At 69.4% G+C, this 20151-nt stretch carries 19 protein-coding genes, 1 tRNA gene and 1 pseudogene; 7 read left to right on the top strand and 14 right to left on the bottom strand.

Annotated features, from left to right (window positions below):
* Positions 1-56: 56 nt before the first annotated feature.
* Positions 57-2324 carry a (Fe-S)-binding protein gene (locus ACFV3E_RS04505; RefSeq protein ID WP_500533340.1) on the top strand — a complete coding sequence of 756 codons (2268 nt, stop codon included), beginning with the start codon at positions 57-59 and terminating at the stop codon, positions 2322-2324.
* A 100-nt stretch (positions 2325-2424) separates the two neighbouring features.
* Here the strand turns inward: ACFV3E_RS04505 and ACFV3E_RS04500 are convergent, their stop codons facing one another.
* Positions 2425-3234 (bottom strand): thioredoxin domain-containing protein, encoded by an 810-nt coding sequence (locus tag ACFV3E_RS04500; RefSeq protein ID WP_500533339.1) that lies wholly within the window; start codon positions 3232-3234, stop codon positions 2425-2427.
* A gap of 188 nt (positions 3235-3422) precedes the next feature.
* Between ACFV3E_RS04500 and ACFV3E_RS04495 the strand changes: the two genes are divergently transcribed.
* Both ACFV3E_RS04495 and ACFV3E_RS04490 read left to right on the top strand, forming a co-directional pair.
* Positions 3423-4904 (top strand): FG-GAP-like repeat-containing protein, encoded by a 1482-nt coding sequence (locus ACFV3E_RS04495; protein ID WP_500533338.1) that lies wholly within the window; start codon positions 3423-3425, stop codon positions 4902-4904.
* Between the two features lie 212 nt (positions 4905-5116).
* The gene (locus ACFV3E_RS04490) at positions 5117-5977 is read left to right on the top strand and encodes a Yip1 family protein (RefSeq protein ID WP_500368261.1); all 861 of its coding nucleotides are present in this window, start codon (positions 5117-5119) and stop codon (positions 5975-5977) included.
* A 129-nt stretch (positions 5978-6106) separates the two neighbouring features.
* On the opposite strand, the gene ACFV3E_RS04485 is transcribed toward ACFV3E_RS04490, so the two are convergent.
* The gene (locus tag ACFV3E_RS04485; protein ID WP_500368260.1) at positions 6107-6619 is read right to left on the bottom strand and encodes a phosphoribosyltransferase; all 513 of its coding nucleotides are present in this window, start codon (positions 6617-6619) and stop codon (positions 6107-6109) included.
* A gap of 4 nt (positions 6620-6623) precedes the next feature.
* Entirely contained in the window at positions 6624-7199 is a 576-nt protein-coding gene (gene dcd / locus ACFV3E_RS04480; RefSeq protein WP_500533337.1) for a dCTP deaminase, read from the bottom strand.
* 502 nt (positions 7200-7701) lie between these two features.
* Here dcd and ACFV3E_RS04475 point away from each other — a divergent pair.
* A tRNA-Gly gene (locus ACFV3E_RS04475) sits at positions 7702-7775 on the top strand.
* Between the two features lie 63 nt (positions 7776-7838).
* Here the strand turns inward: ACFV3E_RS04475 and ACFV3E_RS04470 are convergent.
* The 4 genes from ACFV3E_RS04470 to ACFV3E_RS04455 form a co-directional block, all read right to left on the bottom strand.
* Complete coding sequence (locus ACFV3E_RS04470; protein WP_500533397.1) at positions 7839-9014, bottom strand: tyrosine-type recombinase/integrase; 1176 nt, start codon at positions 9012-9014, stop codon at positions 7839-7841.
* A 9-nt stretch (positions 9015-9023) separates the two neighbouring features.
* Complete coding sequence (locus ACFV3E_RS04465; protein ID WP_500533336.1) at positions 9024-9236, bottom strand: excisionase family DNA-binding protein; 213 nt, start codon at positions 9234-9236, stop codon at positions 9024-9026.
* Between the two features lie 288 nt (positions 9237-9524).
* Positions 9525-10664 (bottom strand): DUF3631 domain-containing protein, encoded by a 1140-nt coding sequence (locus tag ACFV3E_RS04460; protein WP_500533335.1) that lies wholly within the window; start codon positions 10662-10664, stop codon positions 9525-9527.
* A 173-nt stretch (positions 10665-10837) separates the two neighbouring features.
* The gene (locus ACFV3E_RS04455) at positions 10838-11743 is read right to left on the bottom strand and encodes a bifunctional DNA primase/polymerase (protein ID WP_500533334.1); all 906 of its coding nucleotides are present in this window, start codon (positions 11741-11743) and stop codon (positions 10838-10840) included.
* Positions 11744-11947: 204 nt separating this feature from the next.
* Between ACFV3E_RS04455 and ACFV3E_RS04450 the strand changes: the two genes are divergently transcribed.
* Positions 11948-12868, top strand: coding sequence for an HNH endonuclease (locus tag ACFV3E_RS04450; protein WP_500533333.1), 921 nt, complete (start codon positions 11948-11950; stop codon positions 12866-12868).
* Between the two features lie 19 nt (positions 12869-12887).
* Here ACFV3E_RS04450 and ACFV3E_RS04445 read toward each other — a convergent pair whose 3' ends face one another.
* The 6 genes and pseudogenes from ACFV3E_RS04445 to ACFV3E_RS04420 form a co-directional block, all read right to left on the bottom strand.
* Positions 12888-13352, bottom strand: a complete 465-nt coding sequence (locus tag ACFV3E_RS04445; RefSeq protein WP_500533332.1) for a hypothetical protein — start codon at positions 13350-13352, stop codon at positions 12888-12890.
* Between the two features lie 204 nt (positions 13353-13556).
* Positions 13557-15668: pseudogene (locus ACFV3E_RS04440) on the bottom strand (ATP-binding protein).
* Between the two features lie 95 nt (positions 15669-15763).
* On the bottom strand, positions 15764-15991 hold the full coding sequence (locus tag ACFV3E_RS04435) for a hypothetical protein (RefSeq protein WP_500533331.1): 228 nt from the start codon (positions 15989-15991) through the stop codon (positions 15764-15766).
* Between the two features lie 18 nt (positions 15992-16009).
* Entirely contained in the window at positions 16010-16396 is a 387-nt protein-coding gene (locus tag ACFV3E_RS04430) for an RRQRL motif-containing zinc-binding protein (protein WP_500533330.1), read from the bottom strand.
* Positions 16396-17292 (bottom strand): DUF2637 domain-containing protein, encoded by an 897-nt coding sequence (locus ACFV3E_RS04425; protein WP_500533329.1) that lies wholly within the window; start codon positions 17290-17292, stop codon positions 16396-16398. The genes ACFV3E_RS04430 and ACFV3E_RS04425 overlap by 1 nt, the downstream gene beginning before the upstream one ends.
* Positions 17289-17552, bottom strand: a complete 264-nt coding sequence (locus tag ACFV3E_RS04420; protein WP_500533328.1) for a DUF6284 family protein — start codon at positions 17550-17552, stop codon at positions 17289-17291. The genes ACFV3E_RS04425 and ACFV3E_RS04420 overlap by 4 nt, the downstream gene beginning before the upstream one ends.
* A 485-nt stretch (positions 17553-18037) precedes the next feature.
* Between ACFV3E_RS04420 and ACFV3E_RS04415 the strand changes: the two genes are divergently transcribed.
* On the top strand, positions 18038-18796 hold the full coding sequence (locus ACFV3E_RS04415; protein ID WP_500533327.1) for a GntR family transcriptional regulator: 759 nt from the start codon (positions 18038-18040) through the stop codon (positions 18794-18796).
* Positions 18793-19359: a P-loop nucleotide/nucleoside kinase family protein gene (locus tag ACFV3E_RS04410; RefSeq protein ID WP_500533326.1), complete on the top strand. Its 567-nt coding sequence runs from the start codon at positions 18793-18795 to the stop codon at positions 19357-19359. Before ACFV3E_RS04415 ends, ACFV3E_RS04410 begins: the two co-directional genes overlap by 4 nt.
* Positions 19360-19479: 120 nt before the next feature.
* On the opposite strand, the gene ACFV3E_RS04405 is transcribed toward ACFV3E_RS04410, so the two are convergent.
* A partial coding sequence (locus tag ACFV3E_RS04405) for a hypothetical protein (RefSeq protein ID WP_500533325.1) occupies positions 19480-20151 on the bottom strand: 672 nt, incomplete at its 5' end.

The raw sequence follows: 20151 nt of genomic DNA, 5'->3' as shown, positions 1-20151 counted from the left end.
AGGCAGCCGGGCGTCAGCCCCGAGCCTCCGCTCTCGCAGGTCCGAGGAGCCCCCTCATGCAACTCGCCGCGATCATCGTGTCGCTGGTACTCGCCGTGGTCGGCGTTGCGCTGTTCAGCCGCGCCATCGCCCAGATCTACCGGTTCGTACGACTGGGCCAGGACGTCCCCGCGGACACCCGCACGGACGACTGGCGCGCACGCACCGTCACGGTGGTCCGGGAGTTCCTCGGCCACACCCGGATGAACCGCTGGGGCGTCGTCGGCGTCGCCCACTGGTTCGTCGCCGTCGGCTTCTTCTCCCTCGTGCTCACCCTGGTGAACGCCTTCGGCCAGCTCTTCCAGGCCGACTGGATGCTGCCGGTCATCGGCCACTGGCTGCCGTACGAGGTGTTCGTCGAGTTCATCGGCCTGATGACCACGCTCGGCATCCTCACGCTCATCGTGATCCGCCAGCTGTCCCGGCCGGGCCGGGCGGGCCGCAAGTCCCGCTTCGCGGGCTCCAACACCGGCCAGGCCTACTTCGTCGAGTCCGTCATCCTCATCATCGGCCTCGCGATCATGACGCTGCGCGGCCTGGAGGGCGCCCTGGCGGAGGTGCACGGCTACGAGGCCGCCTACTTCGCCTCGTACCCGCTGGTCGCGGCCTTCAAGGGGCTGAGCGTCGGCACGCTGCAGAACCTGGTCTACCTGACCGCGATGATCAAGATCGGGACCTCCTTCATCTGGATGATCACGGTCGCCCTCAAGACCGACATGGGCGTCGCCTGGCACCGCTTCCTGGCCTTCCCCAACATCTGGTTCAAGCGGAACGCCGACGGCGCCGTGGCGCTCGGCGCCCTGCTGCCCATGGCCTCCGGCGGCAAGCCGATCGACTTCGAGGACCCGGGCGAGGACGACGTCTTCGGCGTCAGCCAGGTGGAGCAGTTCTCCTGGAAGGGCATCCTCGACTTCTCCACCTGCACCGAGTGCGGCCGCTGCCAGTCGCAGTGCCCCGCCTGGAACACCGGCAAGCCGCTCTCCCCGAAGCTGCTGATCATGTCGCTGCGCGACCACGCGCACGCCAAGGCGCCGTACCTGCTCGCCGGCGGCGGCAAGACCATGGAGGGCGAGGAGAAGGCCTCCGAGGAGCAGCTGAAGGACGTCCCCGCGGCGGCCCTCGCGGAGGCCGAGCGCCCGCTGATCGGCACCGCCGAGGAGAACGGCGTCATCGACCCGGACGTCCTGTGGTCCTGCACCACCTGCGGCGCCTGCGTCGAGCAGTGCCCGGTGGACATCGAGCACATCGACCACATCGTCGACATGCGCCGCTACCAGGTCATGATCGAGTCCTCGTTCCCGTCCGAGGCGGGCACGATGCTCAAGAACCTGGAGAAGAAGGGCAACCCCTGGGGCCTGCCCAAGAAGCAGCGGCTCGCCTGGGTCAAGGAGGTCGACTTCGAGGTCCCCGTCGTGGGCGAGGACATCGAGGACCTCACCGAGGTGGAGTACCTGTACTGGGTGGGCTGCGCCGGCTCCCTGGAGGACCGTGCCAAGAAGACCACCAAGGCCTTCGCCGAGCTGCTGAACATCGCGGGCGTCAAGTTCGCGATCATGGGCGGCGAGGAGAACTGCACCGGTGACTCCGCCCGCCGCCTGGGCAACGAGTTCCTCTTCCAGCAGCTCGGCGCCGAGAACGTCGCCATGCTGAACATGGCCTTCGGCGAGGACGACGAGGACGAGTCGACCAGGAAGCCGAAGGCGCAGAAGAAGATCGTCGCCACCTGCCCGCACTGCTTCAACACCCTGGCGAACGAGTACCCGCAGCTCGGCGGCGAGTACGAGGTCATCCACCACACCCAGCTGCTGCAGCACCTGGTCGACGAGGGCAAGCTCGTCCCCGTCACCCCGGTCGAGGGCATCATCACCTACCACGACCCCTGCTACCTCGGCCGCCACAACAAGGTCTACACGCCGCCGCGCGAGATCATCGCCAAGGTGCCGGGCCTGCGGAACGAGGAGATGCACCGCCACAAGGAGCGCGGCTTCTGCTGCGGCGCCGGCGGCGCCCGCATGTGGATGGAGGAGCGGATCGGCAAGCGCATCAACAACGAGCGCGTGGACGAGGCGCTGTCCCTCAACCCGGACATCGTCTCCACCGCCTGCCCGTTCTGCCTGGTGATGCTCTCCGACTCCGTCAACGGCAGGAAGAACGAGGGCAAGGCCAAGGAGTCGCTGCAGGTCGTCGACGTCTCTCAGCTGCTGCTGGACTCGGTCAGGACCCCGCTCGACCCCGACGGCGAGCCGGAGACGGCGAGCGAGCCGCAGCCGGAGCCCGCGAAGTAGCACGTGAAACAGCCCGGTCCGCGGACGGACCTGGGAACGCCGGTGGGCGCGTACGGATCCCGTACGCGCCCACCGGCGTTCTGCGTGCTCCTCGGCGCCCTCAGCCGCCGATGCCCGACTGCCGCAGCAGCTCGGCGAAGGAGGCGGGGTCGAACAGCTTCTGCAGGTCGGCCTGGGACACCGCCGTGCCGTCGATCTTCACGTACGGGGTACCCGTGGCACCGCTCTTGACGAAGGCCTCCTCGGAGGCGGTCACGAAGTCCCCGTACGACTGCTTGCGCACCGCCGTGTCGAAGGCCGCGCCGCGCAGCCCCTCCACCCGGCCCGCGAGCTCCAGCAGGTACGCGTCGGTGAACCCGTCCACCTGCTCCTGCGGCTGGTTGGCGTAGAGCAGCTCGTGGTAGGTCGCGAAGGCCCCGGTACCCGCCTCGACGGACGCGCGCAGGGCGCCCGCGGCCTTCTTCGAACCGCTGCCCTTGAGGTTCTCGTCCAGGAACGAGGCCAGGGTGTACTGCAGTTTGATCTCACCGGCCTTCGCCAGTGCCGCCAGTTGCGGCCCGGCGGCCGTCTCGAACGCCTTGCAGATCGGGCAGCGCGGGTCCTCGTAGATGTGGACGGTCCTCGGCGCCGCCGGGTCGCCCACCGTGATCGTCGTCCCGTCCGCCTCCAGACGGGCCGGCAGCGCGGCCAGCACCGCGGGGTCCGGCTTCACCGGCACGCCGCCCACGGCGGAGGAGGCGGCGGGGGAGCTCGCCGCGGCCGGCGCGTCCGGCGAACCGGAGTCGGTCGTCAGCAGCCCGCACCCCGTCACCGCGAGGGTCAGCAACCCCGCGACCGCCGCGCCCACCGCGGCACGCCCTGAGGTGCGCGCGGTCCCGCGCGCGGCATTCCGTACGGCCCTGACAACCATCGGCACTTCCCGTCCCTTCGGATCCGTTCGCCCCGAACGGTAGGGCTTCACCGGCCCGTATGCCCAACCGCGCGACCGGTCCGCCGGCATCCCCCCGCGCGGGTGTTCGCCCCGGGTGCACCCGGACACAACCTTCCGTCCACCCGGCCCGTCACACAGTCACCTGTTCCGCACCGATGGGAGCCGCCGTGCGCGTTCACGTCCTCGCCCTCGCCCTCACCGCGACGGCGGCCTGCCTCACCCTGCCCTCCCAGACGGCCGTGGCCGCCGCGCCCGCCAAGCCGTACGACTTCAACGGCGACGGCTACCCCGACCTGGCGATCGGCGTGCCGGGAGGGACCGCAGGCGGCAGGACGGCCGCCGGATACGTCGCCGTCGTCCCCGGGTCGGCCGGCGGCGCGCGAACGTCCGCCCGCTACACCGTCAGCCAGTCCACCGCGGGCATCCCCGGCTCCTCCGAGACCGGCGACCGCTTCGGGGCCCGCCTGGCCAGCGGCGACCTCGACAGGAACGGTTACGCGGACCTGATCGTCGTCGCGCCGGGCGAGAACGCGTCCGTCCTGGAGGACACCGGCCGCATCACCATCCTGTGGGGCGGCTCCTCCGGCTTCACGCGCGGCACGTCCCTGCCCGGGTCGGGCGCCTACAAGGGCACGGGCTTCGCCGGCCTCGCCGCGGCGGACGTCAACGGCGACGGGCGGCTCGACATCGTCACCGGCAACAGGGGCGACGAGAGCGGCGGCCTCTCCGTGGCCCTCGGCCCGTTCGCCCCCGGCCGGGCACCGGCCGCCCTCACCACCGTCACCGACGACGGCATCCCGCACTTCGTCGGGCGCATCCGCCTCGCGGTCGGCGACATCGACGGCGACGGCAGGACGGACGCGGCCGTGGCGTACAACGGCCTCGACGGCGGCGGCACCGCCTATCTGCGCGGCACCGCGGCCGGCCTCGTCCGGGCGCCGTCCTGGTACGGCGAGACCACGGGCGAGGCCCTGGCGGTCGGCGACTTCGACGGGGACGGCCGCGCGGACATCGCCGTCGGCGGCGCGGGCTTCGGCATCCACGACACCGGGGAACCGTGGGTGCCGGAGCACCCGCTGCCCTCCCGTACCGGCGGCATCGTCCGCGTCCTGTACGGCAGCGCCCAGGGCCCGGCCGCCACGCGGCCCCCGGTGGACCTCGCCCAGGGCACCGCGGGCGTACCCGGCGGCGACGAGGCAGGCGACCGCTTCGGGTCGGCCCTGACGGCGGCGGACCTCACCGGCGACGGCCGCGCGGACCTCGCGGTCGGCGTGCCAGGCGAGGACGTCGGCACGGTGGCCGACGCGGGCAGCGTGACCGTCCTGCCCGGCTCCCCCTCCGGCCTGACCGCCACCGGGGCCCGGACCCTCCACCAGGACTCGGCGGGTGTGCCCGGGGGCAACGAGCGCGGCGACGGCTTCGGCGGCACCTCCGGATGGGGGCTCCTGCTGCGCGACCTGAACCGCGACGGCCGCGCCGACCTCTCCGTCGCCGCCCCCGGCGAGGACGCGGGCAGCGGCCGCGTGTGGACCTTCCGCGGCACCGCCTCCGGCATCACCGCCACCGGTTCGGCCACCTTCACCGCGGCCGGTCTCGGGCTGCCCCGGCCGACCGGCGGCCTGGCCTTCGGGGCGACGCTCTGCTCCTGACGCCGGTGCGCGGCGCCGGCGTCCCACACGTCACGCGCGGACCGGGCCGACGTCGTCGACCCCGGCCCGGTCACGACGTCAACGGCGACGGCGAGGCCGACCTGACCCGCCGCCACCCACAGCGGGAACGGCTCTGTCACAGCTTGGCAGCAATGCCCCTCCGGGGGCGGGGGGCACCGCTCTCCGTCCCCGCGACCGGGTACGTTCGAAGCGTGGCTGGATTCAGGAACGGACGCGGACGGGACGGGGACGTGCAGCACCCGCATCAGCAGTACGGCGGCTACCCGCAGCAGAACACCTCGCCGGGCGGGCAGCAGCCCCACCACGGCTTCACGCCGGCCGCCGACGGTGAGCCCGAGTACTTCGGCTCCGCGGCGCCGGCGCCCTCGTACGACAACAACCCCGGGCACACCCGCGCCTTCTCCATCGGCGACGCGCCCGACACCTACGACCCCTACGAAGCGCAGTCCCCGCAGCACCCGGACCAGGTGTCCACCTACCGCGCGGGCCACACCATGGCGCCCCCGGCCGGCCCCCGGCTCGGCTGGAAGCAGTTGCTGAGCGGGATCGTCATGCGCCCGTCCGCCACCTTCTGGCAGATGCGCGACTACCAGGTGTGGGGCCCCGCCCTGATCGTCACCTTCCTCTACGGGCTGCTCGCCGTCTTCGGCTTCGACAGCGCCCGCGAGGACGTGCTCGACGCCACCCTCTCCAACAGCGTCCCCTGGGTGGTGTGCACGGCCATCGCCGTCATCCTGAGCGGCCTGATGCTCGGCGCCGTCACCAACGCCCTCGCCCGCCAGCTCGGCGGCGACGGCGCCTGGGCGCCCACCATCGGTCTGGCCATGCTCGTCACCTCGCTGACCGACGCCCCGCGACTGGTCTTCGCCGTCTTCCTGGGCAGCGCCAACAGCTTCGTCCAGTTCCTCGGCTGGGCCACCTGGATCGGCTGCGCCGCCCTGCTGACCTCCATGGTCTCCAAGTCCCACGACCTCCCGTGGCCCAAGGCCCTGGGCGCGGCGTCGATCCAGCTGATCGCGCTGCTGGTGCTCTTCAAGCTCCCGGTGATCTGAGGCCCGCCCGCCGCCCGGCACGCGGAACCACAGGTAAGGGGCGCCACTCCTGGAGTGACGCCCCTTACGCATGCCGTGCCGACTGCCTCAGTCGTCTGCCATGGACTCCGGCCGTGGCACGGCCGTGGATCAGAGCGCGTCCCTCGACGGGGTGATCGGCTCCCCCGCCCCGCGCACCGGAGGCAGGACGCTCCAGGGGAAGTTGATCCAGTCATCGGTGCGCTTCCAGACGTAGTCGCACTTCACGAGCGACTGCGACTTCTCGTAGATCACCGCGCTGCGTACCTCGGCGACGTGGTCGGCGCAGAAGTCCCGGACGAGCTTGAGCGTCTTGCCCGTGTCGGCGACGTCGTCCGCGATCAGCACCTTCTTGTCGGAGAAGTCGATCGCGTTCGGCACCGGGGCCAGCATCACCGGCATCTCCAGCGTCGTCCCGACCCCGGTGTAGAACTCGACGTTCACCAGATGGATGTTCTTGCAGTCGAGCGCGTACGCGAGGCCGCCCGCCACGAACACCCCGCCGCGGGCGATCGACAGCACGAGGTCCGGCTCGAAGCCGTCGTCGGCGATCGTCTGCGCCAGGTCCCGCACCGCCTGCCCGAAGGCCTCGTACGTCAGGTTCTCCCGCGCCGGCCCGCTCATGCGCTCAGACCTGCGTCCGGTGGAAGTTGAGGTAGGAGCGCGACGGCGTCGGCCCCCGCTGCCCCTGGTACCGCGAGCCGTACTTGTCCGAGCCGTACGGGAACTCCGCCGACGAGGTCAGGCGGAAGAGGCACAGCTGCCCGATCTTCATGCCCGGCCAGAGCTTGATCGGCAGCGTGGCGACGTTCGACAGCTCCAGCGTCACGTGCCCCGAGAAACCGGGGTCGATGAAGCCCGCCGTCGAGTGCGTCAGGAGCCCCAGCCGGCCGAGGCTCGACTTGCCCTCCAGGCGCGAGGCGATGTCGTCCGGCAGGGAGATCACCTCGTACGTCGAGGCCAGCACGAACTCCCCGGGGTGGAGGATGAACGCGTCGTCCCCCTCCGGCTCCACCAGCCGCGTCAGGTCCGGCTGCTCGACGGCCGGGTCGATGTGCGGGTACCGGTGGTTCTCGAACACCCGGAAGAAGCGGTCCAGCCGGACGTCGATGCTCGACGGCTGCACCATCGACGGGTCGTACGGGTCGATCCCGACCCGCCCGTTGTCGATCTCGGTCCGGATGTCCTTGTCAGAGAGAAGCACGCAAGCAGGTTACGCGGGGACCGGGCTCCGGGCCGAATCGAGCCGACCCGGCCCGGAGCCCCGCGTCACGTCCGACCTGCGCGGTCCGGACCTCCGCGGCTACTTGCCGCTGTCAGCCGCCACGGGGACGGCGCTCCGCAGCCGCGCACACCGCGGACACCTGATCAAGCGCCCGGGGCCGAGCCTTCCGGCGCCCAGGTTCTGCATCGGGAACGTGGCGGTGCTGAAAACGTGCCCTTCGGCACAACGAACGACGGTGCGATCCATCGCTCCCCTTCTCCCCGGTACCTCAACGACGAAAGCCACATTAGGGGATGAACCCACCCCCGCCTCACGCGGCACTCCGCCCACTTGGGCACCCCGGGTCCCCCTCACCGTACGCCCCCCCCGCGCCTCCCCGCGCACGCCATTCCGGGGGCAACACGAAAGCCCCGGAGGTATGCGTCCGGGGCCGGGCATGGGGTACAGTGTGCGAGGTCAGATGCCTCAACAGGTGTCTTACGCGGGTGTAGTTTAATGGTAGAACATGAGCTTCCCAAGCTCAGAGCGCGAGTTCGATTCTCGTCACCCGCTCCAAAGAGAAAGGCCCAGGCCAGGGACACAGTCCCCAACCTGGGCCGTTGTGTTGTCTAGACCGATTCAGGCGCCGCGCACCACCTCTGCACCACCTGGCCCCTCTTCCGGCTGGTCGGCGTCCTTGTCGCGCGCGGCCCGCACCATCTTGTCCAGCCCGCTCGCGACCTCCTTCTGTCGCTCGCGATCCGAATGCTGGTAGATCAGCGCCGCCCGCTCCGTCGACTGGCCGGCCCGCACCATCGTGTCCTTGAGCGTCGCCCCGGAGCGGGTCGACAGGGTGTGCCCGGTGTGGCGGAGGTCGTAAAACCGGAAGCCGTCCGGCATTGCCACGACCGCCCGCGCACGGCGCCACTTCCGCCCGAAGGACGACCGCCGAAACGGCGCACCCTTCTCCCCCACGAACAGGAGACCTTCCGGGCCCTTCTCGGCGTACCAGTCGAGGTGCCGGCGGAGCTCCGTGCGGAGGAACGCCGGCAGCACGACGTACCGCTTCCCTGCCTCGGACTTCGTCGGGCCCTCTGCGCGCTCCCCGGTGCTCAGTTCCGGCGCGGCTTTGCGGACGCGGATCGTCATCGTGTCGATGTCGACGTCCTTACGGCGTAGCTCTGCCTGTTCCTCCGGGCGCAGGGGCCCGTACGCACCGAGGTAGACCATCAGGCGCCACCGCGGGCCGACAGCGTCAGCGAGCGCGTCCACTTGGGGCACAGTGGCGATCTCTCGTTCTTCCGCCACTTCCTTTCCGGCGCCTCTGATCCGGCAGGGGTTACGACGGATCAGTTCGTCATCGGTGGCCGTCTCCATGATGGCCTTGAGTAGCCGGTACGACTTGGCAACAGTGGTCGCTGCGCCCGTGGTGGCGAGCCGTTCTGTACGCCACTCACGCACGCGCGGCGGCGTGATCTCGTCCAGGTCGTATTCCTCGAACGTGGGCAAGACGTGCAGACGGAGCAGGCGTTCATACAGCTCCTCGGTCAACGGCGCGACCCCGCGTTCCTTGACCCATTTGAGTGCGTACTCCTCGAAGTTGACCGCGCCCGCGTCAGGGTCACGCCAATCCTTGCGGCTGATGTCGGCCTCTACCTGCGACAGCCAAATCTCCGCGTCGGTCTTCGTCTCGAAGGTGTCCGGCGCTCTGCGCCGCAGCCCCGTCGGGTCAACGTAGGAGGCGGTCCAGCGGCCGGAGCGGTACATCCGCACCGCTCCGAAGCGCCGCATGGCTTTGCCTTTCTTCGGTCCCATCTTCGCCACTTACGCGGCCCTCCTTTGGTGACGTCGGCGGGGCTGAATGGACTGGACCGTGTGCGCTTCCACGTACGCCGTCAGCGCGCTTTCGGGGATGCGGACATGGCGCCCGACCTTGACGAATGTGATTCGCCGTTCGGCGATCAAGCGGCGGGGAAACCGCTCGGTAGTGCCGAGCACTTCAGCCACCTCGGAGACCGACAGGAATCGCTCACGCAAGACGCTCACCTCGCTTCGGGTTCGGGACTGACTGGGCTACCAAGTGGGACTGACGCCTGACCATCCGGCCCTGTGCCGTGCGTGCTGCGGCGGCCGTACGGCACTTCTCCTCCGTACGCAGTCATCAGGGTTCGCGGCCCCCTTCTGGAAAGTCCGCTACTTCCGCTACCGCCGCTACCTCGCAGGTCAGGAGCCTGTTCGGGGGTAGCGGAAGGGGTAGCGGTAGCGGATAGAGCAGGGTCCGGTAGCGGGAAGCGAGGGTGCTTCCCGCTACCGGATCGGTGCAGGTCAACCCGTGTTTTCGCACCCAGGTAGCGGAGGTAGCGGACTTTCCGGGGGTGGGGGGCAGTAGCGCTGCCACGCGTCGTGCAAATCGGTGGCGTAGTAGCCCTTGAGGACACCTCCACCGGTCTTGATGTTGCGGGAGGCGACCGCTTCGCCGTCGGCGGTGACGTACTCGCTGAGCATCCGGGAGAGCCGGCGGGAGTCGAGCGGGCGCCCGTTGAGGTCGGCCCATGGGGCGTCGTCCAGGGCGTTGAGCCGGTCCAGGATGGCCACGGTGGGCAGGCGGTCGATGCCGCTGAGGACGTGGTCGCGCAGGTCGGTCAGCAGCCGCACGCCGATGCTGCCCTTGTCGTTGCTGCGGGAGGCTTTGACCAGGGTCAGGCATGCTTCCCGAGCTCGCCGGGGCCAGTGCCCGCCGACGGCGTCGGCGATGGCGATCAGGGGTTCCCAGACGTCTGCGGGTCGGTCGGTGATGCCGTCGGGCATCTCCGGGAACGCGTCGGTGACCTGTTCTTGTACGGTCTCGGCCCACTTGGCGAGGCGGTCGCGCAGGGCGTTGCCCTCGCGGACGTGGATGCGGGTGCGGAAGGGTTCGGCCTTCTCGTTCCTCGCGCGGCGGCGCATGCGGATGATGACGGATCGGGTCAGGATCGTGTCGGGAAGCGAACCAAGTCCCGCCACGGCCACGGCGCAGAATGACGGGAAGCCCTGCACCTGTTGGTTGGAGCCGTCGCCTACGCATCGGTACATGACCCGTCCGCGGGTGTGGCCGGCGTTGATGAACCCGCGAAGCTGCTCGTTCTCTCCGGCCTTGGGGCCGAAGATGGTGTCGATCTCATCGAACAGGATCGTGGGCCGGCCGCCGTCGATGCCGGACACCGACCGGAACAGGGCCGATGCGGAGGCGTCCACGGCCGCCATGGCGCGGGGCACGAGCGATTCGACCACTTCCAGCGCCCGGGACTTTCCCGATCCCGGTTCTGGGGACAGGAATGCCAGCCGGGGTGTGGAGTCGAACGCGTCCAGCAGGTGCGCATGGGCGTCCCACAGTGTCACCGCGACGTAGGCGGCTTCCGTCGGGAAGACGTTGAAGCGGCGGTGGAAGGCTTCCACCTCGTTCAGCAGTGCTGCGCCGTCGGTCATGGGGGCTGTCCTCCGGTCGGTTTGCTGCTGCGGGTCAGGGAGAAGAGCTGACAGGACGCCCTCACGGGCGACGACTTTCGGCGCACCACCCGCTGCGGCGGCATCGGCCGGCGTGGCGGGGCCGGGGCCGTCGGTGGCGGGGATGCTCTTCAGTGAGGGGCCGGTGGGGGTGGTCATGCCGGCTCCCGGCGTCGCGGGTTGTGGGCGATGGACCAGTTGAGGGCGCTGCGGAGGGTGGAGCGGCACTGTGCCGCCGGCAGTCCGGCCGTCTCGCCCGCTTCCTGAAGAGCCTGCTCAACCACATGCCGGGGGAGGTCGCCCCACGCGACGAACCGCCCCACGGCGCGGGCGGCCCGGAACAACGCCGCCTCACGCGCGCCCTGTTGGGCACTGGCGACGTTCCACATCTCGTTGGTGAGTGCTATGTCAGCGTATCGACGTGATTGTCCCGCCACGGCCATCGAGGGGGCCTGTGCGGGCTTGGGGGCCGGTTCCAGGATGCTTTGCAGCCATCGGGGCAGTGAGACGGCCACAGGGCCGCCTACGGCCTCATACGGTCCCGTGGGGACGATGGAGCCGGCGGCGACGACGTATCCGCCCCATGCGCGGGTGTCCACCAACGGCCCCACGGTGCCTGCGGTGTTGGTCAGCCGGCCGTCGGCGGGCGCGGTGAAGTACAGGTGCTCTCCACCGCTTGCAGTCCGCACCCTGCGCGTCGTGGGGACGGCCTGCCCGGCGCGCTCGCAGAGCGCCTGAAAGGTCGCCGCGCCGTCAGGCGCGTCCGCACTGCTGTTGTCCTTGGGCACGTCCAGGTCGACCACCAGCAGCCCGGAGGGGCCCGTGGCGATACCGACGTTGAACGGCCCGTGCGACCAGGTCGCGCGGATACGCTGCGGGTCGGTGGTGGCGCGCTGCTCCCACTTGCGATGCCCCGCCGCGCAGGACCCCGTGCGGGGGCAGGTTGTTTCCCCATGCAGGGCCGGCCGCTTGCTGCCGGGGCGGAGCGGGAACACCGCCCACCCACGTTCGGCCGCGGATAACGCTGCCGAGAGCAGCGCGGATCGTGCGTCTTGGGTCATCCTGGGTTTCTCCAGTCTCTTCGGATGTGCTGGGTGCCGGGGCGACCGCGGATCTTTGGCGAGATGGAGCGGTCGTCCCGGGAAAAGCGACTTCAGCAGTGCTGATGAGAGGCGTGGGCTTGTCAGTGCCGCGGGTTACGGTGCTGGGATTTAGCTGGCTTGATGAGCCCAGGGGCGGGCGATCGCGCGGGGAGGCGCACCGAGATGACTGCGTGGTTGGCATTGGTGACGGGGGCGGATCGGGCGCGCTCCGGTGAGCTGTATGACGACGTGCTCGGGGTGCACTACAGCTGGGACAGCACGGTCCCGAATCACGGCACCGTGGCTGTGGGGGACGTCATCGTGATGTGGAATGGCGACACGCTGTTGGGCGTCTCGGTCCTGGAAAAGATCGACTCGAAGATGGGCGTGAAGGACATCCATCGGTGTCCGCAGTGCGGGGACACGGAGATCGGTCCGCGTAAGACCAAGAAGCCCACGTACCGCTGCGACAACTGCAAGTTTGAGTTTGACGAGACGGTCAGGGAGCCGCGCGAGGTCAGTCAGTACCGCGGCACCTACGAGGCTGGCTGGGTCAGCATGGAAGGTGCCCTGTCTGGCCCGGAGCTACGGCAGTTGTGCGTCCATCCCAAGTCGCAGAACAGCTTTCGGCGCCTGCACTGGGACGACGTACGGGCAGCGCTCGCCCGGCGGGGCGAGGCCACCCCGTTGGGTGTCGTGGACAACACGGAGAAGTTCATCGCCGGCGGCCACGGCACGGCCACCGTGCGGGTACGCAAGGGGCAGGCCAGCTTCCGTAAGCAGCTGCTCGACGCCTATGGCGAACAGTGCGTCTTCAGCGGGCCGACTCCCGCTGTCGTGCTGGAGGCGGCGCACCTGTACAGCTACGCGGCCACGGGTGACCACAATGGCGGCGGGTTCCTGCTGCGTCGGGATCTGCATCGGCTCTTTGATCACGGGTTGATCGCTGTCAATCCGAAAACGCTGCTACTCGACGTCGCCGAGGATCTTAAGGCGTACCCGCTGTACAAGGCTCTGCACGGGCAGCGGCTCCTGGTGGCCAAGGTGACGCCCAAGCAGGGCAAGTGGCTGACGGCGCATTGGGAGATGCACCGCCAGGCGTAGGCCGCGGCCCCTCGCTGCTCTACCCGTGGAAGTGGTTGCGCTTGAACACGGCCTTGCGGATGTTCACGGTCGTCCCGCGGTCGCCCTTGTCGCTGCGGAGGACCTGCGCGGCGATCCATCCGCCGAAGATGACCGCGGCCAGGATAATCAGCTGGTGGACTAGCGCGGCGAGTGCGGCGATGAACGTCGTCAGCAGCACCAGCCCGCCACACACGGCGGCGAAGCCGACACCCCCGAGTGCGATGTTCACCGCGGTCCGGGAGACGACCGGCCGAGCCTGCTCCGGGATCGGGGCGGGGCTGTGCGGGGTGAGGGTGTAGCCGGTGATGACGCGGCCGTCGGGCAGGACGACGCTTGCCACGGTGGTGTTCGGCTCTATGGGCACGAGCGGCGCCACGTAGGGCTGGACGGGGACGAACGGAGCCGGCTGGTGGATGGTCACGGCCTGCTCGACGGGCGCGTGACCGGACGTCTCGGGGAACATGCGGAATCCCTTCTCGGCGTGGCGCAGGGAGGCTGAGGCACCCCCTGGTGGGGTGCCTCTGGAGGGGGTGTTGGGGGTGCTGACCTGGGGTCCTCCCTGACTCCCTGATGGATCATTCGTCCTGGTCAGGGGCAGGGAGGCGGGTCAGGGAGGGGTTCAGGGAGTTCTCCCTGTCTCCCTGACCCGCCCGGGGGTCGGCTCCCTCTACTTCTCGGCGGAAGCGGAACCGTCGGTGTCGCGGTTAGCGAGGACGCGGGCGAGGCGGTCGCGGCCGATGACCATGCGGCCGTCGGACTTGTACGGCTCGGCTCCGGTGCCGTCCAGGACGCGCTTGAGGTCGATGAACGACCAGCCGCCGTAGGCGTCCGCGTTCAGTGCCGTCAGCCGCTTGAGAACGTCCTGCGTGAGCACCCGCGGTGCGTCCCCGAGGACGCCGGCGATGTCGGCGAGCGGGTCACGGTCCTGCCCGCGCTCGATGACGTGCAGGGTCGTCACGCCGTCGCGCAGGGCCTTGGCCCGGGTCGCGATCGTCTCGGCGTCCTCGGTGCTGATGTAGTGCGTCCGCACCGTGATGGACGACTGTCCCTTGGGGATCTCGATCCCGTCGGAGGCAACGACCAGGGTTCCCTTGTCCAGCCCCGGGCGCAGCAGGTTCGGGGCGGCACCGCCGTCAACGGCCTTGTCCCCCAGCGCCATCCGCGCCTGCGACTCCGTACCGAGCGCGAGCGACGCGCGGGTGTGGGCACCCTCGCGGACCAGCTTGGGGAGGTTCTGGTCGGTGGGGTCCTACGTGCCCTGCCACAGCAGCACGTTCACCGCACGACCCTGGTTGTGGATCTTCCGAGCGGCCATGAAGTACCGGCTGTTGGAGGAAGAGCCGCCGTAGGGGCGCTTGTCCTCGTCCTTGACCGGGCACATGAACGCGACCTGCGCCTCGTCCACGATGACGATGAGCGGCGGGAACGCGGTGCCGGGAGGGGCCTGGATACGGCGGTTCATCTCCTCGACCGCGTCCTCGACCATCTCGGTGACCTGGATGACGTGGTCATCGGTCGGGCCCTGGATCAGCCGGGAGGCGAGCCCGTCGAACATGGCCCAGTCCCCGACACCCTTGAGGTCGCCCATCCAGAACTCCACCGACCGGTCCAGGGCCAGCCACAGCGCGAGCGCCCGCAGGGCCGCGGTCTTGCCCTGGTTGGACAGGCCTGTGATGAGCAGGTGCCGCTGATACACACTCAGGGCCGCCGCGTCGCCGCGCAGGTCCTGGCCCCACGGGGCCCGGCCCTTGGCGTAGTCGGCCCGCAGCGTCTCATCCGTCGTGAGCGGGGACGGGCCGATCGGCTCATCCAGCGCCCCGGAGTCGGCGATCCACAGCCGCACGGTGCGGGCCGCGGTGGGGATGGTGATGAACACCTCGTGCTCGTGCCGGGTCAGGTTCTCGGCGAGCTTGCGGCGCCGGTTCTGCACCTCGATCGTGGAGACGCCGGAGGGGAGGGTGACGTCGACCTCGACGCCGCATCCGGCGATCCGGATCGGCCCGAGCATGGAGGCGCCGGCGTCGCCCATCTCCTTGATGGCGTTCCGCAGCGCGGGCACTCCGAGGTCGCGCAGGGCCTTGACCACGATGGACGGGGTGATCGGCTCCCCCTCGCCCGACCGGACGTTGTCGGGCATGGTCCACTGCGGGGCGGCCTGCTGGTGGCGCCCAACGGCCCACAGGGCGAGCAGGGTGAGGAACGGGCCAATGTGGACCAGCGGGCCCCACACCACCTGGACGATGGTGATGATCAGGTTGATGAACTTGATCACGGCCATGATCGGGGTGACGACGTCGGTGACGTCCTTGGTCGCGATCGCCATCACGATGCCGAGGGCGATCAGGCCACCGATACCGACGCCGGTCCCGACCGCGATGCCCTTGGCTGCGGCGATGGGCGAGTAGAGCAGGTCCATGCGCCGGCGGTGCCGGGCGGCGCGGAAGCGCTGCCCGCGCTCCTCCCACTGCATCGCCTCATCGAACTGCCCCGCGGCCTCCGCAGCGCGCAGCATCCGCTCATAGCGGGCCGCGGTGCGGCCCTCCCACGTGCGGCGGACCACGATCCGCGTCCCGCCCAGCACGTACATGCCGTGCCGGATCACCGCACGCGCCACAGTCTTCGTGCGCTCATGCGTCGCAGCCGTCTTCACGGCGCGCCCGGACCGGACCCAACGCCGCGTGACTTGCGGGTGTTCGGGGGCCGGTATGGGCTTGGGGTCGACCGCGGGCGCGGTGTCGGTGGAGTTGTCTTTGAACAGTCGTACGACGTTGTCACTCATGCTTCGGGGTCTCCAGACTGCCCCGCTCCCGGGGCACACAAAGGAAGGCCCGGGACAGTCCTTCTGTCCCGGGCGGTGCGCTTCGGGTGGTGCGGTCAGGCGGGGCGGGGCAGGGCGCGGCACTGGGCGGAGTGCTCCTGGGCCCACTTCTGGGTGGTGTGGACGGTGTGGGGCAGGGTGTCGGCGTCGCAGCCTCCGCAGGCGGCCACGTAGTAGTCACCGGACTTGGTGACGTCGACCGTGGCGCCGAACAGGGTCGGGTAGCGGTAGAGCACGCCCGCCGGCCACGGAGCGGACAGCAGAGCGGAAAGGTTGCTGGTCACGTGGTTCTCCTCGCGGGGTCAGGCGGTGCGCGGCTGGTCGGGGTAGGCGCAGGTCACGCACATGCCGAGCGACGTCGGGATGCAGTAACCGGCATCGGCCCGGCAGGCGGGGCAGGTGCGTCGGGCGGTCATCGCCGCGGCGAGCGCGGCCCGCTTGCCCGGGGTCATCGGCCGTACTGGCTTGGCGCGGTCGACGCGGTACAGGTAGGCGACCAGCACCCCGGACTTCCGCCGGCGGGCCTGTCGCATGAGCTGAGCTGCAACCGGCTGCCCACCCGGACGCAGGCCCCGGGCCCGCAGTTGCCGGCGGGTGGCGTAGCCATCGGGCGCGAGGCGCCACGGGAAGGTCGGTATCCCCCACGTGGCGCCGGACGGGTCGTAGCACTTCCCGAACGCCGGCGACATCAGACCGCCACCGCGGCGGTGTCATCCTGACGAGAATCGGTAACGGCATTGCCGGCGTCGACCCGCTCCGCCCGAAGCGTTTCCCGCAGCACACGCGCCTTGGCCGGCGACGTGCGCACCGCGCGGCGGATGCCCTCCGCCGTCAGGTCCTCGATCGCCCAACCCTCGGTCGCCTCGCGTGCCTCGATCAGCAACTCATCGGCCGTCCGCACCGGTCGGGGCGAACGGGCCACCTCGGGGACCCGACCGGTCGCCCCACGGGGCCGGGTTGACTCCGCAGCCGCCACCGCGACCGGGCCCGACTCGATCGAGCCGACCGGCTCCACCACGGTGGGCGCGGTCGGGGCGGGAAGCTCAACCACGACCGGCGCCGGAGCGGGCGCGGGCGGGGTCGACTCTTCCAGGTCAGCCGTAGACCGATTCCTCTGGGTCTCAGTCGATTCCTCCGCATTCGCGTGCGGAGTCGACTGGTGGTGCAGCACCTTGGCCACCAGATCGGAGCCGAAGTAGATCGACCCGACCGGAAGCGATGTCGCGAGCAGGACCAGGGCCCAGTTCGCGGGGTCCCAGTCGGCCAGTCGACCCCAGTCGACCGACCCGCCGTGCAGCTCCGGCACCAGTCCGTGCACGTAGTTCAGCAGCAGCGAAGCGACCGTGTAGGTCGCCAGGACCCGCAGCGCGAAGCGGCGGTCCCGATCGGTCAGGACCAGGGTGGCAATCAGGGCCAGGGCCATCAGGCCGTCGACCACGAACGGATACAGCGTCGCCGCCGTACTGTCGGCGCCGATGGTCTCGGCAACGTCGCGCAGCGCGTTCCAGGAGACCCGGAAGGCCATGCCGACGACGCCGACCAGGGCCAGCACCAGGGCGGCCCGTCCCTTGCGCTTGAGGTTCACGCGGCACCGCCCGTCCGACCCGCGGGGCCGTTGGCCAGCGCCCGCCGGGCGGCGAGCACGCGCCGGCGGGCCCGACGCAGCCGACGGGCGTCCACCTCGGTGGGCGTGCGGTCGAGCGTGATGATCTGCGCGTCCAGCAACTCCACCTCAGCGGAGATGAGCGGGAGCTCCCGCTCGATCGCGGACAGCTCAGCGTCCGACGGCTCAACGTCGGACAGGGTGCCGGTAACAACCGGCTGACGTGCAGCGATGTACGCCATGGGTCGTGTTCTCCCTAGTAGAAGGAACGGCCCGAACAGCACCCCCGGAGTGCCAGCTCCGGGGGTGCGCGCCGTTGCGTTGATCAGCCACGCCAGATGCGCGGCACGGTCGCTGGAGCGCCCGGAGTGCCCCGGGCGAGATTTGATCTCGCGCCCTTCACGGCTGGATGCCGGGGCGAAGTGCCTGTCTCCTTCGGGCGTCCGCGCCCGTGTCAGGTAGCGCGGTATGGGCCCGTTGTAGGCGTATGGAGACGGAGACCTTGCGGTCTAAGCCGTCCGGAGTGACAAGGGTCCGGTCCGCCCTCGGCCCGCTCTGTCCCGGGCCCCTTGACCTCGTGGGCCCTATAGCAGGGCGCGAAGAGGTCCGGCACTCGCTGGTCAGTCATCGACCAGCGGGCACATCCCTAAGGTTCCCTAGGGTTCCCTGCGGTGTCAAGCGGTAAGCTAGGGAACCTCAGGGAACTGGCGATTAGGAGCGAGGCAACATGGCAGGCCAGGCCGACAATCGGGCGCCGTACGCAAAGATTGCCGCCCACTACATGGAGCTGATCACCTCTGGTGAGCTACAGCCAGGAACGCTCTTGCCGAGCATCAAGAACCTCTCGGAAGAGTGGAAGGTGAGCACCGCGACAGTTGAGAAGGCCCTGCGCAAGTTGCGTGCCGAGGGGCTTGTCCGAGGCATCCACGGCATCGGCACCGAAGTCTTGGACCAGCCGGCTCCGATGTCTTCGGGGTCCCAGCGGCAAGACCGGGGGCGCCGCACCGGGTCGAGTTGGGGGGCAGGCGAGAGGTCCGATTCGCATCAGGCGGCCGTGGTGCCCGCGCCTGCCGATGTGGCACTAGCGCTGGACGTTGAACGTGGCTCGGACGTGGTGCGGCGTAGCAGGGTGTACAGGGACCGACACGGCATTGTGGCCCACAGCACGTCGTGGATTCCCGCTCGGTACGGAAAACTAATCCCCCAACTGACAGCAAGTGAGCGCCTGACGGGCGGCACTTCGCTTCAGCTCATTGCCCAGGCTACTGGCCACCCGATCAGCCACCGCATCGACACAGCCTCCGCGCAACGACTGACGCCGGAGTATGCACGGCTCCTGGAGTTGGACCCTGACAAGCTGGCATCCGAACCGGTGGTCGTGATGACAGCGAAGTTCGTCGACAGCGAGGGCAACACCGTCGAGTACGGAGTGGACCTCGGCGGGCCTGGCCGGACATGGCGCACAGAGTCGGAGGTCACATCGTGACGGTCGCTGAGGGCGCGCACGCAGTGCCCTCCCGCCCGCCGTTCTGTGTCCTGATGGCCGGACTCCCTGGCTCGGGCAAGACCACCCTTTCGCGCGTGCTCACCGCCCGTGGGTTCGTACGACTGTGTCCAGACGAAGAAATGTACCGCCGACATGGGGTCTACGGAGTGGACTTCCCCCGAGGGACCTTCCCTGTACTCGAGCAACCGGTCCTCGAAGACGTCACGGTCGACCTCCGGGAACGACTCAAGGCGGGGGATGATGTAGTCGTTGATCACGGATTCTGGACACCAGAGGACCGCGCCAAATGGCACGCCATCGCCGCTGGCGTTGGCGCGACCGTTGTGCTCGTTTATCTCGCTGCCACTCATGACGAGTTGTGGGCGAGGATCAGCAAGAGGAACGAGTTCCATGCGGACGACCCCAACTCGATTTACTTCTCCGAGAGTGACCTGCAGCGCTATCGCCGCCGTTTCATCCTGCCTACGGCCGAGGAACCACACGTGCTGTATGACGGCGACCCAACGGCCGTGATCGCATCGTTGGAAGCATCAGGCCTCTGACGTTGACAGGCACGCGCAGGTTTTCCGTATGGTGCTGGTGGACGGCTTTGAGCACGATCGTGTTCCTGGACGACTTGACAGTGTGGCGGCACCGACGCCGCCACACTGCCGAATCTTCGGTCAGGAGGGTGGAGTCGTCTCCTCCTCGTCATCCGGCTGCTGCGGATTCCAGTTGGCCCAAGCCTTCTTAGACACAAGGTAAACGGCCGCCACAACACCCATTACCGTCGAGGTGTCCTCGGCAAGTTCCTTCACAACGTCACTCGTGATCATGGCTTGCAACAGGGCGCACAGGGCGATGAACGCCACGGCACCCGCAAAGATCTTTTGTTGATCTTCCCAGCGTCGCCCGATGCCTTCAGCCTCGGCGAAGCTGCGGGCAGGTTCCTGGAGGAGGCTGAGAGCTTCGTCCGGAGCGTTCACGTCGTCGATGGAAATGACGTCCAGAACTCGAAGTCGCTCAAAAAGGGCGGGAAGCGTAGACATCTGCTGAGCAAGCACACTCCATTGCGTGCTCGGGATGATATCGAGGGCAGGGATGATGCTGGCGAACGGTATCGCCAGGCGCTCCGCGTCCAGGAACGGCATGTTCTCCAGAGCAGGGATGATGCTGGCGAACGGTATCGCCAGGCGCTCCGCGTCCAGGAACGGCATGTTCTCCAGAGCAGGGATCAAGCCCTCGAACGGCCTCGCCAAGCGCTCCGCGTCCAGGAACGGCATGTTCTCCAGAGCAGGGATCAAGCCCTCGATCGGCCTCGCCAAGCGCTCCAGATCTAGACCGGGCATGCTCGC

Source organism: Streptomyces sp. NPDC059718 (assembly GCF_042733315.1).
In the GTDB taxonomy this organism is placed as follows: Bacteria; Actinomycetota; Actinomycetes; order Streptomycetales; family Streptomycetaceae; genus Actinacidiphila.
This window is presented reverse-complemented; position numbering and strand designations above follow the sequence as displayed.